Source organism: Priestia sp. TRN 1309 (genome assembly GCF_050846875.1).
Lineage (GTDB): Bacteria > Bacillota > Bacilli > Bacillales > Bacillaceae_H > Priestia > Priestia zanthoxyli.
Genome location: NZ_JBOZGM010000003.1, coordinates 324,400 through 340,699, shown reverse-complemented (window position 1 = coordinate 340,699; position 16,300 = coordinate 324,400). Strand labels below are relative to the sequence as shown.

At 36.0% G+C, this 16,300-nt stretch carries 12 protein-coding genes, 1 pseudogene and 1 riboswitch; of the genes and pseudogenes, 6 read left to right on the top strand and 7 right to left on the bottom strand.

Features of this window, described 5'->3' with window-relative positions:
* Position 1: 1 nt before the first annotated feature.
* Positions 2 to 1,511 (bottom strand): annotated as a pseudogene (locus ACRPLQ_RS13935) (glycosyltransferase family 2 protein).
* 23 nt (positions 1,512 to 1,534) lie between these two features.
* A riboswitch (cyclic di-GMP riboswitch) is annotated at positions 1,535 to 1,620 on the bottom strand.
* Positions 1,621 to 2,905: 1,285 nt separating this feature from the next.
* Between ACRPLQ_RS13935 and ACRPLQ_RS13930 the strand changes: the two are divergent.
* From ACRPLQ_RS13930 to ACRPLQ_RS13920, 3 genes are all read left to right on the top strand, one after another.
* The gene (locus ACRPLQ_RS13930) at positions 2,906 to 3,742 is read left to right on the top strand and encodes a flagellin (RefSeq protein ID WP_432236108.1); all 837 of its coding nucleotides are present in this window, start codon (positions 2,906 to 2,908) and stop codon (positions 3,740 to 3,742) included.
* A 65-nt stretch (positions 3,743 to 3,807) separates the two neighbouring features.
* Entirely contained in the window at positions 3,808 to 5,706 is a 1,899-nt protein-coding gene (locus ACRPLQ_RS13925; protein WP_432236107.1) for a glycosyltransferase, read from the top strand.
* Entirely contained in the window at positions 5,703 to 7,415 is a 1,713-nt protein-coding gene (locus ACRPLQ_RS13920; RefSeq protein ID WP_432236106.1) for a glycosyltransferase, read from the top strand. The genes ACRPLQ_RS13925 and ACRPLQ_RS13920 overlap by 4 nt, the downstream gene beginning before the upstream one ends.
* A 339-nt stretch (positions 7,416 to 7,754) precedes the next feature.
* On the opposite strand, the gene ACRPLQ_RS13915 is transcribed toward ACRPLQ_RS13920, so the two are convergent.
* From ACRPLQ_RS13915 to ACRPLQ_RS13895, 5 genes are all read right to left on the bottom strand, one after another.
* On the bottom strand, positions 7,755 to 8,834 hold the full coding sequence (locus tag ACRPLQ_RS13915; RefSeq protein WP_432236105.1) for a flagellin: 1,080 nt from the start codon (positions 8,832 to 8,834) through the stop codon (positions 7,755 to 7,757).
* Complete coding sequence (locus tag ACRPLQ_RS13910) at positions 8,831 to 9,202, bottom strand: hypothetical protein (protein WP_432236104.1); 372 nt, start codon at positions 9,200 to 9,202, stop codon at positions 8,831 to 8,833. Before ACRPLQ_RS13910 ends, ACRPLQ_RS13915 begins: the two co-directional genes overlap by 4 nt.
* A gap of 286 nt (positions 9,203 to 9,488) precedes the next feature.
* Positions 9,489 to 10,130 (bottom strand): pyroglutamyl-peptidase I, encoded by a 642-nt coding sequence (gene pcp, locus ACRPLQ_RS13905; protein WP_432236103.1) that lies wholly within the window; start codon positions 10,128 to 10,130, stop codon positions 9,489 to 9,491.
* A 14-nt stretch (positions 10,131 to 10,144) separates the two neighbouring features.
* Positions 10,145 to 11,110: a DUF979 domain-containing protein gene (locus ACRPLQ_RS13900; protein ID WP_432236102.1), complete on the bottom strand. Its 966-nt coding sequence runs from the start codon at positions 11,108 to 11,110 to the stop codon at positions 10,145 to 10,147.
* Positions 11,111 to 11,815: a DUF969 domain-containing protein gene (locus ACRPLQ_RS13895; protein WP_098658531.1), complete on the bottom strand. Its 705-nt coding sequence runs from the start codon at positions 11,813 to 11,815 to the stop codon at positions 11,111 to 11,113.
* 377 nt (positions 11,816 to 12,192) lie between these two features.
* Here ACRPLQ_RS13895 and ACRPLQ_RS13890 point away from each other — a divergent pair, with 377 nt between their 5' ends.
* On the top strand, positions 12,193 to 13,098 hold the full coding sequence (locus ACRPLQ_RS13890; protein WP_432236101.1) for a zinc ribbon domain-containing protein: 906 nt from the start codon (positions 12,193 to 12,195) through the stop codon (positions 13,096 to 13,098).
* A 63-nt stretch (positions 13,099 to 13,161) separates the two neighbouring features.
* Positions 13,162 to 14,619 carry a zinc ribbon domain-containing protein gene (locus ACRPLQ_RS13885; RefSeq protein WP_432236100.1) on the top strand — a complete coding sequence of 486 codons (1,458 nt, stop codon included), beginning with the start codon at positions 13,162 to 13,164 and terminating at the stop codon, positions 14,617 to 14,619.
* Between the two features lie 105 nt (positions 14,620 to 14,724).
* On the opposite strand, the gene ACRPLQ_RS13880 is transcribed toward ACRPLQ_RS13885, so the two are convergent.
* On the bottom strand, positions 14,725 to 15,282 hold the full coding sequence (locus ACRPLQ_RS13880; RefSeq protein ID WP_432236099.1) for an HPP family protein: 558 nt from the start codon (positions 15,280 to 15,282) through the stop codon (positions 14,725 to 14,727).
* Positions 15,283 to 15,508: 226 nt separating this feature from the next.
* Between ACRPLQ_RS13880 and ACRPLQ_RS13875 the strand changes: the two genes are divergently transcribed.
* Positions 15,509 to 16,300 (top strand): histidinol-phosphatase HisJ family protein, encoded by a 792-nt coding sequence (locus tag ACRPLQ_RS13875; protein WP_432236098.1) that lies wholly within the window; start codon positions 15,509 to 15,511, stop codon positions 16,298 to 16,300.

Sequence of the window (16,300 nt, the reverse complement as noted above, 5' to 3'; positions counted from 1 at the left end):
TTTACGCTTGAATAGGTTTTCGAAGAGTCCAAATTTGGTAAAACATATAAAGAGACTGATAGATGGTCAAATACGTCAGCAAGATCCAGCCGTTCATTAAGTACGGATAAATAGCTTGCTGAACAGAAGGGCTCGTTAAGTAGTCACGGAAATAAATGCATAGGACAACAATCATTCCTGTAAAGGCAAAGCCCGTTAAAATCCCTTGCCCTAATTTACTGCGCGTTTTCCCGTTTTCGGCGTTATATTGATTCGCCCATCCGTCTTTTTTATTAGCGGCAAGCCTCTCTAGCCAGACTTGACTAAAGGTAATCAAGTTCACCCATAAATAAATTTCCGGACTAATCAAAAGACCTGCCAGTATCACATCAATCGGCCTGTGCATCGGCGTTTTCACAGCGAGCATAATATTTAAAACAGAAGCTAACGCAATTGGAATGATCCAAAGCCACGACCAGTAAAATTGATCAGTTGCAAGCGCAGCCGATAACAATAAAATAAACAGCAGGCGAATAAGTAAATCACACAGCGTTTTGATCTGTGAACGCCATAGCTTTCCTTTATGCTTGGTTCTGACGTCCAAGTTTCCGTTTGTCAGTAAATCCACGGTTCCAGACTTCCATTTATTACGCTGTTCACGGTACGTGTGATAGCTTCTCATCGAGTCCACGAAGCAACGAGCGCCTGGACTGATTAACGTTTTCCAGTTGGATTTTTGCAGCTGCCACGTCAGCAGCATATCTTCAACGTCGCTGTCATTTTGCCAAGGACCGTCAAGCTTATTGCTTATTTTCTTCTACTATATTTTGAAGCGCTTCAGGACGAAACAAAGTAGCCTGACCGCCAAGTACATATGTGCTTCCACCGTGATACTGAAGATCCAACAGCCAGCTTGCCATATCCTGCTTTTGCTGATGCGTCCACCACCGGGCTATCGGTCCGCCGTACTCGCCGCTTGCAAGCTTTTCCTCATAGTGCACATCATCTTTTGAAAGCGAGCTTTTCTTTTTAGGCATTCTCATCGTATACTTTGCCATCACGCCGCCGATGTTTCGCGACGTCATCAAATCTTCCCATAAATTAATGAGTGCTTTCGGAGCCAAGCGGCTGTCTGCATCCATCCCTAAAATCGCTTTAATCGACTCTTTATACAGCTGCTGATATTTCGTCAGCGTCGTATTGTATAAATCCAGTGTATCTCCATATATCTTTTTCCAAGCCGTATTTAACGCGCCGACTTTTCGTTGTTTATTGCCTTCAGTGACCAGTACTTTTACATTTAAATCAAATTCATCTCCGGCCAGCTCCGCTTTTTCTTTCGTGCGGTCCGTACAGTTATCTGCAATCACAAATACATCAAGCTCCACATTATTTGGAAGAAGCTGATCGCCTAATCCTGCCAAGCAGTCGCGAATTGATTTTTCTTCATTGTGCGCCGGAATGAATGCCACGATGCGCGGCCTCATATACGAAGCTCCAATACTTCCAGTAACGACACGCTGATTGTTCATGTTTTCCTTTGCCCCCTGATATATCAGGAAACCCAGCTATCCTAGTCCTAAAGACCTTAGACCTGAAGTTTTGCGTCCCAGCCTTTCGACTGGTTTGCCTTTAACTGAACAAGTTAAGTTCACTACTCTTCGTTTCTTTTAAAGAACGAAATAACTAAAATGATACTATATAACGAATATCTTTTTTAGATTTTACCATAAAACTAGGTTGAATTACCCTAAAAAAGATTCGACAAATTTCGATAATATGTTAGAAAAACAATTGTATAAGTAACTTTAATAAAGTCAGGAAGTAGGGATTGATAGTTAAAAGAAGTGATTTTAGGAACGTGGAGTCTTGTCTATTGTTTTTAACAAAAATATTCCTCATATTATTTTAAACCTGATCCATACTCTAGTAGAAGAAAAACAAGGTTTGCACAATCTTGTCCGCGATATTGACATGCTAACACAGATGTTAGAACCTGATTTAAGCAGCGGGAGAATGGATAAAGACAATTGCCTTTATATCACTGCAACGTATGAATACTAGAAATAATAAATTGAATGATTTATATGATTATGTTCATTCGAAGCTTGATGGCTTGTCAGACAGCGAAAGACAAAGCGAGATGTTTTTCTAGAGGTAGCGCCTTTTTGAACATCATGAGTTGGTTCTTAAATCATAGGTGTTGAGTAATTTATATCTGTAAAAAACATACTAGTTTTATAGTTAGATAGATTAAAAAGACAGGATAGATGTCTATCCTATCTTTTTTACTATTTACTTATTTAACGCATGTAAAAATTCACTTAATTTTTTCTGTTTGAAACTTAAATGAATAACCAAAAGAAATCGGCTGTTTTCCTCCATTTAACCGATTTGGAAAATATTTTAACGCGGTATTATGAACTTTTCTATTACATTGACTTAAGTCAATGCCAAATGAAAGAGGACTTACTACAGGGGTTATTTCTTTTGTCGGCAGTAAATATACAATATCTTCAGTTTCTTGATGCTGGTATTCAAATCCTTTTGTTATTTCGTTTGTTAGTGTGAAGTTATGAGTTGTAAAATGTGTTGGAGATTGTGTATTGGTAGAGCTTCATGTTTTAGTGATTATAAGCATTATACAGGAATATAAGGGGTTTTTGAAGGCTGGATAAGTAAAGTGTTTCTTAAATGGTAAGTAAATAGAGAATAGTTCTAGCGACACTATCAATAAAATTCTAAAAGAAAATGTGCAGAGAGTATAAACAACTTTACCTCCACGTCGATATATAGTATGAGCATATACCCTATTGTCTATGTTTGATTACTGTTATTCCTTGCTTAATTAATTATTAAGTGAGAGGCTTCTTGAATACAAGGATGTAATCAAGAAGTAAAACCAATTATATGGAGGTAAAGGAAAATGAGAATTAATCACAATATTGCGGCGTTAAATACGTATCGTCAGTTTAACAATGCGAACAATGCACAATCAAAATCAATGGAGAAATTGTCTTCGGGTCAACGTATAAACAGCGCAGCAGACGATGCAGCTGGTTTAGCTATCTCTGAAAAAATGCGTGGACAGATTCGAGGACTAGATGAAGCTGCTCGTAATTCTCAAGATGGAATTTCACTAATTCAGACTGCAGAAGGAGCATTAAATGAGACAAATGATATTCTGCAACGAATGCGAGAACTTACGGTTCAAGCAGGAAATGGAACTAATCAATCTGAAGACCTATCTGCTATTCAGGACGAAATGAAAGCGTTAATTGAGGAAATTGGAGGTGAAGGCACGAGTAAAGGTATCTCTGATAGAACTCAATTTAATGGGAAAAATTTATTAAATGGAGATTTTGCAACTACAGGAATTAAACTACAAATTGGTGCAAATGCTGATCAGAATATTGACCTTAACATTTCGGATATGAGTGCTAGCGCTTTAGGAGTGAGTTCTATTGATGTTAGCTCTGGCTTTTCATTTGATAGTGCAGTTGCTTTGATAGATAGCGCAATTAATGCGGTATCTTCACAGAGATCAGGCTTAGGAGCAACACAAAATCGTTTAGAACATACTATTAACAATTTATCGACAGCATCAGAAAATTTAACAGCGTCTGAATCAAGAATCCGAGATGTTGACATGGCAAAAGAGATGATGGAGCAAACAAAGAATTCAATCCTTTCACAAGCTTCTCAAGCTATGTTGGCGCAAGCTAATCAACAGCCCCAAGGCGTACTTCAATTATTACGTTAATCTTTAGAAAAGACTCTTAAATTCAGAGTCTTTTTCTTTTAAAGACACATTAATAGGAGAAATTTATGACAAATCCGTCGATCACTTTATGTATGATTGTTAAAAATGAAGAAAAATATCTTGAAAAATGTTTGTCGAGTATCCAGGAAATTATTAATGAGATAATAATTGTAGATACGGGCTCAACTGATTTAACAATAAATATTGCTAATAAGTATAAAGCAAAAGTTTATAATACAAAATGGAATAATAATTTCTCTGAAGCGAGGAATATTTCGATAAATTATGCAACTTCTGATTACATATTAGTTTTAGATGCAGATGAATATATTGAAGATACGAAGCAAATTTTAAAAGATTTAAATCTTTTAAAAGATTATTATATTTGTCGAATAAAAAATTACTCTGAGAGTGGATTTGTGAGATATCATGAGGCTGTACGCCTATTTAAGAACAATATAGGTCTGGAATATTTCGGGAGGATTCATGAACATTTAAATATACAAAATAATACCCGAGAATATGATTGGAGCTATTCAAAGGCACAAATAGGTCATATAGGTTATAGAGAAGATGTAATTAAAGAAAAGGATAAAAAAAATCGAAACTTAAATTTGTTGCTGAAGGCACTCGAGGAAAATCCCTCTGGATACGACTATTTTAATTTAGCAAAGCAATACAAGCAAATAAACAATATACCACAGGCTATTACTTATTTTAAGAAAGCGTATACTCATAGCAAAAATATGAATTATTTAAATGAATTGCTGTTTCATATTGCAGATTGTTTAAGGCAACAAGAGCGTTATGAGGATGCTTTAACTGTATTAGAAGATGCGATTAACACCTTTCCAACATATACTGATTTACACTTTGTACACGGGAGGGTATTTTTAGAATATGGGTACTACGAAGAAGCGAAACATGCTTTTGATAAGTGCATTTCATTAGGTGAGATGAGCCATTCCTCTACTACAGAAGGGGTTGGAAGCTTTTGGGCTTATTTTTATCTTAGCGAAGTTGAAATATATTTAGGGAATAAGTTAAAAGCTCTAGAAGCTTTGTTTTATTCAATAAAGTTAAAAAAACATTTTGATAAGGCAATAACATCTTATATTAAGTTGATGGTAACAGCCAAGATTGAATTAGATGAGGTATTTCAGAGCTTTAATCAATTGTATGTGATAAATAATCAAGAAGATTTAATTTTTATTATAAAACTGTTATATCAATCAAGAAGTCCTTTGTTACAAAAATATTTAGAAAAATATAACATCCAACTTGATGATAGAATTCAGTCTATTAGCTACGAATACGCTAGAAAATATGAATATTCCGTTGAAATATGGAAAGAAAATAAAAAAGTGTGTAAAGAAAATATAATAGATTTGGTTTTATTATCAATGATATTAAAAGATGATAGTTTATTAAAAAATAGTGTAATTGAATCTAAATTGGAATATGAAGAAGTTAATTCTGTATATAAAATGGTAGAACCTAGGGAATATAAAAATGTAGAATTTAATCTTTACAAAGAAAAGATAATTATTGATTTAATTGAAAAATTAATAGTTTTAGAACAATTTGAGATTTTTTACTTATTATCTAGATATTTTTCATCATGTAGTCTTAAGGGACAATTAGTTATTGCAAAAATCCTTTCTGAATATGGATATATAAATCAGGCGATGGAGTTGGCTTTCAAGGTTCTACAAAAAGATGAACAAAATGCTGAGGTAACTGAATTTTTAGGTGACCTCTATTTTAAAGACAATTGTTTAGAAGAAGCGCTAGTTCAATACAAACGTTTACTTCAATTCAATAGTCAATATAGAGTATATCGTAAAATCTATAAAATATATGAGCTACTGCAAAACTTAGAAGGTTTAAATGAAATTAGAGAAATAATTAGTCGAAAATATAGATTTTCTAATTTAAACATAAAATATGGAGGGAAATTATGAAAAGAAAAAGAGTGTTAATTATTTCTCATATATTTCCTCCTGTTGGGGGTTCAGGTGTTCAAAGAACATTAAAGTTTGTAAAATACTTAAGGGAATTTGGTTGGGAACCTGTTGTACTAACTGTCGGAAAAACAGGATATCCCCTCCAAGATTATAGCTTATTAAAGGAAATACCTAAAGATATTAAAGTAATCAGAGTAGATGAACCTTCTGAACTGAGTCTTAGTAACTTAAAAGAAAATTTAACACTTTTAGATGGTATTGTTGATGATAAAATTAAATTGAAAAAATATTTCAATTTAATAAAAGAAAATAAAAACCAGATTAGAGATTTGATATTACCAGATTATTATTTATTTTGGGCTAATAATGTGTTAGAACACATAAGTACAGTACTAGACAGCGGTAGTGTTGAAATGATTTATTCTACTTCGGGTCCTTTCTCAGATCATATTATAGGTTATTATCTAAAGATGAGATGGTGTAAACCTTGGATAATGGATTTGCGTGATGAGTGGAGTAATAATCCTTATAATATAAGTGATAAAAAAGATAATATTTTTTATCAAATAACAGTATTAATTGAAGAGCGACTTTTAAGAACAGCAGATAAAGTTTTAACTACTACACCAGTTACAAGGCAGAATTATATAGATTTCTTTAGATTACCTGAAGAAAAAGTTCATATAATTACCAATGGATATGATGAAGAGGATTTTAACTCTTTGAATAGTAATTTAACGCACAATGAAAGGTTCACTGTAGTCCATAATGGGCTGTTTTATTTAATAAGAACTCCAGTAACTTTTTTGCAAGCTGTTCATAGATTGATTTCAAAAGGTTTGTTAGAAAAAGAAAAGATTAAACTAGTATTTTCTTGGTCTGAAAATGATAAAAGTTGGATAGAAGTCGCTCATAAGCTGGAGTTGAAGGATATATTAGAAACAGTAGGATATTTAGAACACAAAGAAAGTTTAGAAATGGCTAATAGAGCAGATGCATTATTATTAATTGTGGGGCCTGGTAGAAAAAATAAAGCAGTTTATCCTGCTAAGTTGTTTGAATATTTGAGGTTGAGGAAACCTATCATTGCTTTATCACCTAATGGAGGAGTAGTAGATAATTTAATAAGGGATTTAGAGTGCGGAATCAACTGTGATTTTGATGATACAGAAGCAATCGAAAAATATTTATATGAATTATATCTGCAGTGGAGCAGCTCTAATATAAGAGTATCAACTCCATTAGAAGAAATAAAAGTTTATGAGCGCAAATGCTTAACTAAAAAATTAGCTAATGTTCTAGATATATTAGCTAAAGAATATCAAGAGGAAAATTTATCAAAAACTTTTTTAAGGTTTAAAATAGAAGAGTTAGTTGAGGTTAATAACATAAGTGAAGCGAAAAAATTAATAAATGAATATACAAGAAAGTATGGTTTTGATGCAGAAATTTTTTCTATACTAGGTATAATATCACTTAGTGTAAAAAAAATACAGGAAGCAGAAAATTATTTTTTAATGGGAATAAACGAAGACAAAAATAATCCTCACATAAACTTTAACTTAGGATATCTGTACGAACTTAAAGGGAATGTTGAAAAGTCATTACAACATTATCAAAATGTATTAAAATTTAGTGAAGATGTAGAAATGAATTCAGAGGTAGAAAGTGCAATAAGGTTACTCACTGAAATAATAAAACCATAGAATCTTCAAAAAATAATCTTAACGGAGCTGCATCGATTTAAAATAAAGAGTTTAACTTATGTTTTAGTCGGGTTTGAGTCAATAATTTGAACATAAAAAGTTAAGTCTTAAGCTGTTTTACTCATGTGTTTCTCAGCCGGTTTAGGAATTCGGTAGCCTAGGCTACTATAGGTCTGTTTCCATTATACCATTGGATAAACATAGAATATATAATATTGAAAATTGGTCCAAGCTGATTTTCGACCTCTTGTATTTATTAAGATAACTTAGTTGTATGCACAGCTATATAGCTGTGCATACAACTAAGTTAAGGATAAAATTTCTTTTGATTAAGTTATTTCAACAAATCCAAAACCCCTTGGGCAGCTTCAACGATTGAGCCAGCATAGCCTGTGAACTTTGCGTTAAGATGGCGGTTTTTGTTTGTTCCATTAGCTCTTTTGCCATATCGGCATCTCGAATGCGCGATTCCGAATTAGTTAAGTTTACAGAATAGTTATTGACATTTGTCGTGATATGTTCGAGTGCATTTTGATAGGCACCAAACTTGGACCTAGCAGTTGAAATGGTCTGCATAGCCTGGTCGATTGAACCGATTGTTGTTTGGGCTTCTGCGGTAGATAGGACATTGAGTTCTTGAATTCCAAAGGTTTTAGTCCTTGCATCTGTCAAGTCTACTTTGAATAGGTCTTTAGCGTTTGCGCCAACTTGAAATGAAAGTGTAGGCATATTATCATCTTCTATAATGGAGCCTGCTGATTCACCAATTGTATCTCCAATAACGGTACTAATTTCTGTTCCCCAAGTTGGTGAAGAAAGGTCTACAAATTTTCCATCAGTACTTTGGACAACAGCATCTAAAGGAGCGGTACCTGAATATTTTTGATACACACCGTGTACGTGAATTCCTTTTCCTTGCAGATTAGCTAATGTAGAGGACAGAAATGCAGAGTCATCAGCAGTTTCATTTGTAACAAAAACAACATGTTTCGTTTGAGCTCCGTTTTCGTTATCTCTAAAATCATAATTGTTAGCAGCCGTGTTAAGAGGGGGCATAGCATTTTCAGTTCCTCCTCTATTAGTAGAAGCTAAGCGTAAAATTTCATTTGAAATTTCTTCTTGTTTAGAAGACCATTTACTGCCGTTAAAATCACTGAGTAAAAACTCGTCATCCGTATACTCCACAATCCCCATTCTAATATCTGAAACGCCTCGCCCGCTAATACTAGTGACTAAGTCGCTGAAATTATTAGCAATCGTCGTTTGAATGCCCGCCATACTAGCCGTATTGTCTACGACGAAGACAATATCAGCTTTTCCGCTGCTCGGAGTTCCTGGGGTAGAAATTACAGGGGGACACAATACTTTCTGTGTATTAAATTCCGTGTTGGTTGCAATTTCATCAATTCCGCTAATCAACTGTGAAACTTCATTTTGAATAGCTTGTCTGTCTTCAGCTGTGTATGTGTGTATGTAGCGTTTGAAGCTTGAACAGCTAACTCACGAAGTCTAAGAAGATTTGGGTCAGCAATCTGGCTAAGGCCGCTTTCAGCTGTTTGAATTAATGAAACCCCATCTAAAATATTTCGATCAGCTTGGTTTAAGCCACGAATTTGGCTCCGCATTTTTTCTGAAATAGATAGACCGGCAGCATCATCAGCAGCTTTGTTGATACGCAAACCAGATGAAAGCTTCTCCATAGAAGTTTGATTTGCTTTTGTTTGTTGATTGAGTTTATTGTATATATTTAACGCTGCAACATTGTTCATAATTCTCATAAAGTTCATCGCCCCATTCACCTTAATATCGGTATATAAATATTACTTTTTATAAAAAATAAACATTTTATGTAATTAAAAGAGTCTTAATACCTAGTGAGTGCGAAAGTGAAAATTAATTACTAAACTACTGAGATATTACAGTCTAAGAAGAAGGAAATACACTTGAAAGATAAAGGTTTTCAAAAGCTACTCCTATACATTTAAGCGTCTAAAATAATGGAAGCTAATATCCCAAGAAATAAAAAAACGAACCTTTTCCAATAGAATAAGGTCCGTTTCTATAAAGATATTTTTAATGCGTAGCCCCACCCGAAACTACAATATCTTCTTCAATCAAAATCGTAGTCTTCACCACACCAAGCAGTCCCTGCACAATCAAATCCAACGACATACTCGCTTTTCCCGGATGATTCACGGCTTGTTCAGGAAGATAAGGAATATGCACAAATCCCCCTTTAATACAACAGTTTTGAATCATGTTCATGAGCCCGTAAAACACGTGGTTACAGACAAACGTTCCAGCGGTTTGTGAGACGCTGCTTGGAATGCCTGCTTGGCGCAGGTTTTCGACAGCTGCTTTGATGGGCAGCGTCGAAAAGTATGCGGCAGGACCATTTTCAATAATAGCGCGATCAATAGGCTGCTGGCCGATGTTGTCAGGGATTCGCGCGTCGTCTACGTTAATCGCAACGCGTTCTACGGTAATTCCTTCTCGGCCGCCTGCTTGTCCAACGCAAATGACGATGGAAGGGCTGATTTCTTCTATATACGTATGAAGCTTTGCGATTGATTCACCAAACACAGTAGGAAGAGGCTTAGCGATAATGTGATAGTCTTCAACAGCTACACCGTCTAAAGCTTTTACAGCTTCTAAGGACGGATTAATACTTTCACCTTCGAATGGTTCAAAGCCGGTTAGTAATACAGTTGTCATTCTATCAATCTCCTTTAAAAATGGTATACAAGGTAGTACATTAATAGCGTATTCACAACAAAAACGGATAAAGCAATCGGCACTTGAGCTTTAATCACGGCATTTTTGTCTTTTAATTCAAGCAGCATGGCAGGTACGATGTTAAAGTTGGCTGCCATTGGCGTAAGAAGCGTGCCGCAGTACCCAGCAAACATGCCGAGCGCTGCCATAATCGCTGGATTTCCTCCGTGCATATGTACAATCAGCGGAAGACCAATCCCTCCCGTAATAACGGCAAACGCGGCAAACGCATTTCCCATGACAATCGTAAATAGCAGCATTCCCAAGCAGTAAGCAAGGACAGCCACAAACGCGTAGTTAGTTGGCAGTATATCACTTACAATATCCGAAACGACTGTTCCAACGCCTGATTTTGAAAAGATGCCGCCAAGCGCTGCGAGCATTTGCGGCAAAATAACAGCCCAACCAACTGCTTGAAGTAAGCGGCTTCCTTCTTTAACAGGCACATCCATTTTTGCTTTTGTGACGCCCATTGAAGCTACAAACGCAATAACAGCTGCGATTGCCAGTGAAATTAACGTAACTTTTTCTGGATCAATTAGCGCCCAGTTTCCAAACTTAATTTTGCCCAAAAGAAGGGTACCAATAATCGTAAAAATAGGAATAAATAAAGCCGGTAAAAAAATTTTGTTTTTTAATCTTTGTGCGTGAGCCACGCGTTCTTCAGCAGGTGTTTCCGCTTCATTGGACTTAGTCACGCGGTTAAAGGAAGCAAGCAGCACCATGATAATGACCAAGCACCCTATATAAAAAGGCGGAATGACGTTGCCAAATAAAAACGTAATAGAAAACAGTGCCCAGAATAGAGAAGACCCTAAACGGTTAGGATGGTTGCGGTCGCGTGCGATTCGAATCGCGATAAAAGCGACAATAATACCGAGTAAGTAGTAAATCGTATCAAGCGTCAGGATGCTTTTCATTTAACTCGCCTCCGTCTTGGAAGATGATGTTGGTTTGTGCTTCGTCATTTTTTTGTGAATTCTTCGGTCTAACTGACGGAAACGAATGGCACTGATCAGCAGCGCTGAGATGGCTGTTGGAATACCCCAAAGCGCCATATCCCACACGTCAACGTGAATGCCTACAGAGTCAAAGAATCCTTTCATTAAAAGAATTCCACCCGTTGCGATAAAGATATCTTCACCGAAAAACCAGCCCGTATTTTCAGCAGCGGCTGCGTGAGCGCGAATATCTTCTTTTACTTTAGGCGGAAGCTCTCCGTATTTGGCACGAGCAGCGCCTTCAGACATAGGTGCTACTAACGGACGCACAGATTGAGCATGTCCGCCAATATTTAAGCCGACTGCGGCTGAGATTTCACGGATAAAAAGATATATAAGTAAAACATTTCCAGAAGAAGCGTTTTTGGCTTTTTTGATTAATACTTCCGCTTGTTCCTTTAACCCGTATTTTTCTAACACGCCGAATATAGGAAGAGTAAGTAAAATAGCCATAGACATATAGCGGTTATCCACAAAAAACTGTCCAAACATCGTGATTACTTCATGCAATGATAAACCTGATACAAGGCCCGTTACGATGCCTGCGACGGTCACAACAAGCAGTGTATTTAAACGAAATAAAAAACCTACTGCTACTAGCAAAACCCCAATTAATTTCAACATAAAAAATCCCCCTTGAGTATGTATAGACCGTGCTGCAAATTCACCTCCTTTGTTTTTCTAGAAAAACAAAGATGTTTCGAGTATAAACAATTCTGAAAATTAAAACAAGATGCTTAAGGCATAAAATAGTTTTATTGGTGAAACAAAATTATAGAAGGAAGATTTATATAATGTCCATGGACTCAGAAGTAAAAGAAAGAATTCTGCTAGGGAGTTTAGGTAGTAATTTTTTTAGTTGATCCGTTGAAAACATTTCTCCTAAAATACCAAAAATGGTGTATAATGCTAAAAGGTATGAATATAGAATTATATAGATTTCAACAAAATAAACCTATATGACTATATTTTAAACAATTTATTGAAGGGGGAAGGAGTATTTGAATTGTTCAAATTGCGGCCATTTTAATGAGGGCGGAAAGTTTTGCGTGAAGTGCGGTCATAAATTGCAAGAAGAGGCAGCTGTAAGCCAGGCGGCAGCAGCATCTGAATATCAGCCTCAGCCGCAACCAGCGTATGCGCCTCAACAGCCTAATCAGCGTGTTTGTCAGGCGAAAAAAGTGTCAAAATCATTTTTTAGTTATTTTGCAGAAGGAATTAAAAATCCAACAGCTACAGCACAAGCAGCAGGCGAAAGCCAATTTGTTAATGCTCTTATCACAGTCATTCTTTATGTTCTTAGTATACCTATTATGCTGTATATAGGCTGGAAGCTATTGTTGATTCAATTTGTTCGAAGCATGTTCAAGCTTCCTATTATCAGTGAAGAGCTGGCTCCATCTGACATGGAGGATTTTAATACAGGCGCTGATTTGATAAAAGCCACAGATATAAACAGCATCATTCACTTCAATTTTACCGATTTTGTCTTTAAACAAGGGATTTTTATTTTTATTGGACTTGCGGTTATTATTGGAGCAACATATGTTGCAGCAAAGTTTGGAAAGGTAGACGTTTCTTTTAAAGAATTTTTCTCACGCTTTGGCACGTTTTTAATTATTCCAACAGCTCTTCTTTTAATTGGGCTTGTGCTTGCATTTCTCCATGTTGAATACTTCTCTTATTTTATGAATTTCGGTTTGCTGAGTATTTTCCTTGTGGTTCCATTTACGATTGCTAGCTTTAAGCAAAGCGGAACAAATGGGCTTGATCGTATCTATAGCACTCTTATTGTATATGTAGTCATTACGATTGTACTGACGTTCATTGCGAATGGTTTAGGAGAAGAAGCCAAAACCATTATTACAAGAATGGGAAACAGCAGTGAATTAAATGATTTATTTTAAGTCGACAGAAAGCATCGTGCACAGCGATGCTTTTTCATAACACTATAAAAAGGAGTGTGTAAGTTGGGATATTGTAAAGAGTGTGGCCATCAGTTAACAAATGAGCATCAATTTTGTCCAGAGTGTGGACATCCCGTCGAAAGGAAAGCGGCTTCTATTGAAGTAGCGGCATCACAGCGTTACGTAGAACCTGAGTCATCTTCAGCAGAGGAGAGACGCGAATCAGTAAAGCCTTCAAATAAAAAAACAAAGGTTATAGCCATTTCAGTTATAGCAGCAGCTGCTATACTTGGCGGCGCTTATTACGGAATAGATAAAACAATGATGGCACCTAAAGCCGTGTCAGAAAAATTTATTGCTTCAGTAAAGGGCAATGATGTTGATAAAGTAAAAAAATATGTAAATGATGGTCAAATTCAATTAGAAGCCAACGATGAGCAAACAAAATCATTTATTACATATCTGCATGAAAATCCCGATGTAATGAAATCAATCTCTGAAGGGTTAGCGGCAGATAGCAGAGCGCTTGAAGCAGGAGTTCCAAGCGAAGATCACTCTTCATACGCTAAGTTAGAACAAGACGGAAAGAAGTGGGGAATCTTTGATCATTACACGGTGCAAATAAACCCTGTATATGCAAAGGCTCAGTCTACAGAAGATGCGACAGTAGTATATATTGACGGTCAAAAAGCTGGAACGGTAAGCAGTGACTCTTCTAAAAAGATTGGACCATTTTTACCTGGTACACATACATTAAAAGGTGAAGTGCAAAATGATTATGGAAAAGTTGAAAACGAACAAGAGATTGAAGCCGCCAATGGAGAAGATGTAAATGTAGAGTTTGATTGGTCAGATCATGCAGTATACATCTCTTCAGATTATGATGACGCGACGCTGTTCGTTAATGGTAAAGACACAAAAACAGAAATTAGCGATATTGATTATTTAGGTCCACTGCCAATGGATGGTTCTATAAAACTATATGCAAAACGTGGAGAAAAGAAAACGGAAGAAGTATCAATTAAAAAAGGTATGGAAGATGTTGCGCTTAATTTTGATGAAGAAAATACGACAGAAGCTACGGCAAAAGCATCGGCTCCTTCTAAGAATCAAGAGACGACGGACAAAGGTTCGGAAGTCAATTCTGGAGTATCTACTAGTGAAGTTTCTAGTTTTATCGAACAATATATGTACGCTACAATTTCCTCAATTAACAGTGGAGACTTTTCTATTGCAGAGCCTTATATCGATACTAACGGACCAAAATATAAGGAACAAAAAGATTATACCGCTTACCTAATCAAAAAAGGCATAACAGAAGATTTATTAAGTTTTAACGTAAATAGAGTAACAAAACTCGATGACTCTATGTATAAAGTATATACAACAGAAGAGTATGATATTTCGTACGGAGACAGCTCTGTTAAATATAAAAAATTCAACAGTGTTCATAAAGTAAAAGAGTTATCTGATGGAAGTTTGGGAGTTTATCAGCTTATTAGTTCAACGGAAGTAAAGTAAAAGCTGATAAATAGACCCTGAAAAAGCGAAAAACGTAGTAGGAAATAACAAATAAAAAAGACGTCTTCCATGAGAAGACGTCTTTTTTATGTATGAGTCCCAATATCAAACCCAATACCTGGGATACTGCCGATCTTGAAATAAATTATTATACACGGTAGAAATTAGTACAACTACACACGCACAAATCATAATAATACCTAAATATCCCCATCCTGCTTGAGTATTAATTGCCACAATCGCGCTAGCTGCAGCAGGAGGATGAACGGTTTTGGTAAGAATCATTAAAATAAGAACAAAAGCCAGCACAATCGCAATCGTGATAAGGCTTCGGTGAAATAAACTCCAAATAATAAGTGCAGAAACCGTTGCTAGTAAGTGCCCTCCAAGCACGTGGCGCGGCTGTGATAAAGGCCCTTTATGAGCAGCGAAGACAAGCACGCAGGTTGCGCCAATTGGAGCGAGTGCCATTGGATAACCAAGCGCTAGTGCAATCGCGCTGCTGATGATAATCGCAATTAAGCCTCCAATAGAAGAAACGACTGCATCTCTATAATTGATTTTCGGTTCTTCTTTTAATTCTCCTTTCATCTTTTTCGTATAAGAGCTTAAGTAAGACAGAAAGGGGCTTTTGCTTTGAGAAAGACTTTTTTCGAATTCCATTTCTTATTTCCTTTCTTTTGTGTAAAAGTTATATGTCAAGTTGTATGTCAGAACATCTGCTATAATAAGTTAGTTTATAAGAAAAGAAGGGTTACTGAAAGAGGAAAAACGCCTTTTTTTAGTGGGAATTCTTTTTATGAACCAAAAAGGCGTGATAGAGGGGAAAAGGGTCTCTATGTGCAGTAAGTGCAGGAGAGATGTATAATAAACCTAGAGGTGACTAATTATGTATCTAGTAGACTACCATCATCACACAAATAATTCATTTGACTCACAGGCAGTCATGAAAGAAGTGTGCGAGCAAGCTGTAAAAAACGGCATAAACGAAATTTGTTTTACCGAGCACTTTTCATTAAATCCATTAGCGCCAACGTACGGTCATATGGATTTTGATAAATATGAACGAGAACTAGCGGAATGCAGAGATCAGTTTCAAGATCAGCTAGTGATTAAAAAAGGAATTGAAATTTGTGAGCCGCACTATTTAAAAGAAAAATATCAAAAAACAATGAAGCAAGAGAACTTTGATTTTATTTTAGGTTCGGTGCATAACATTAATAACATCAAGCTTCGTAAACATTTAGAACTCAACGATAAAGAAGCGATTTACCGCGCTTATTTTAACGAAATGTATAAGCTAGTAAGCGACGCAGATATTGATGTATTGGCTCATTTAGATTTAATGAAGCGCTATGCGTTTGAGCAATATGGTATTTACGACTTTCATGAATTCAAAGATATTCTTGCAGATATTTTGAAAAAAGCAATTGATCGCAATATCGGAATTGAAATTAACACTTCAGGTATAAGAGGGAAGCTGGGCGAAGCGCTGCCGGCACTCGAAGTTGTTGGGCTGTACCGCGATTTAGGCGGAGAAATTTTAACGATTGGATCGGATTCACACTTTGCTGAAACGGTAGGAGCACATATGAAAGAAGCGACTGAAATGGCGAAACAGTGCGGATTTACGGAAATTTATACGTTTGATCAACGTAAGCCAAAAGGAATTCGTATTTAA

Bases quoted from the DNA above. Each gene is read 5' to 3' on its own strand.
- ACRPLQ_RS13930 (WP_432236108.1), top strand. From the start codon at position 2,906: ATGAGAATTAATCACAATATTGCGGCGTTAAATACGTATCGTCAGTTT.
- ACRPLQ_RS13925 (WP_432236107.1), top strand. From the start codon at position 3,808: ATGACAAATCCGTCGATCACTTTATGTATGATTGTTAAAAATGAAGAA.
- ACRPLQ_RS13920 (WP_432236106.1), top strand. From the start codon at position 5,703: ATGAAAAGAAAAAGAGTGTTAATTATTTCTCATATATTTCCTCCTGTT.
- ACRPLQ_RS13910 (WP_432236104.1), bottom strand. From the start codon at position 9,202: ATGAACTTTATGAGAATTATGAACAATGTTGCAGCGTTAAATATATAC.
- pcp (WP_432236103.1), bottom strand. From the start codon at position 10,130: ATGACAACTGTATTACTAACCGGCTTTGAACCATTCGAAGGTGAAAGT.
- ACRPLQ_RS13900 (WP_432236102.1), bottom strand. From the start codon at position 11,110: ATGAAAAGCATCCTGACGCTTGATACGATTTACTACTTACTCGGTATT.
- ACRPLQ_RS13895 (WP_098658531.1), bottom strand. From the start codon at position 11,815: ATGTTGAAATTAATTGGGGTTTTGCTAGTAGCAGTAGGTTTTTTATTT.
- ACRPLQ_RS13880 (WP_432236099.1), bottom strand. From the start codon at position 15,282: ATGGAATTCGAAAAAAGTCTTTCTCAAAGCAAAAGCCCCTTTCTGTCT.
- ACRPLQ_RS13875 (WP_432236098.1), top strand. From the start codon at position 15,509: ATGTATCTAGTAGACTACCATCATCACACAAATAATTCATTTGACTCA.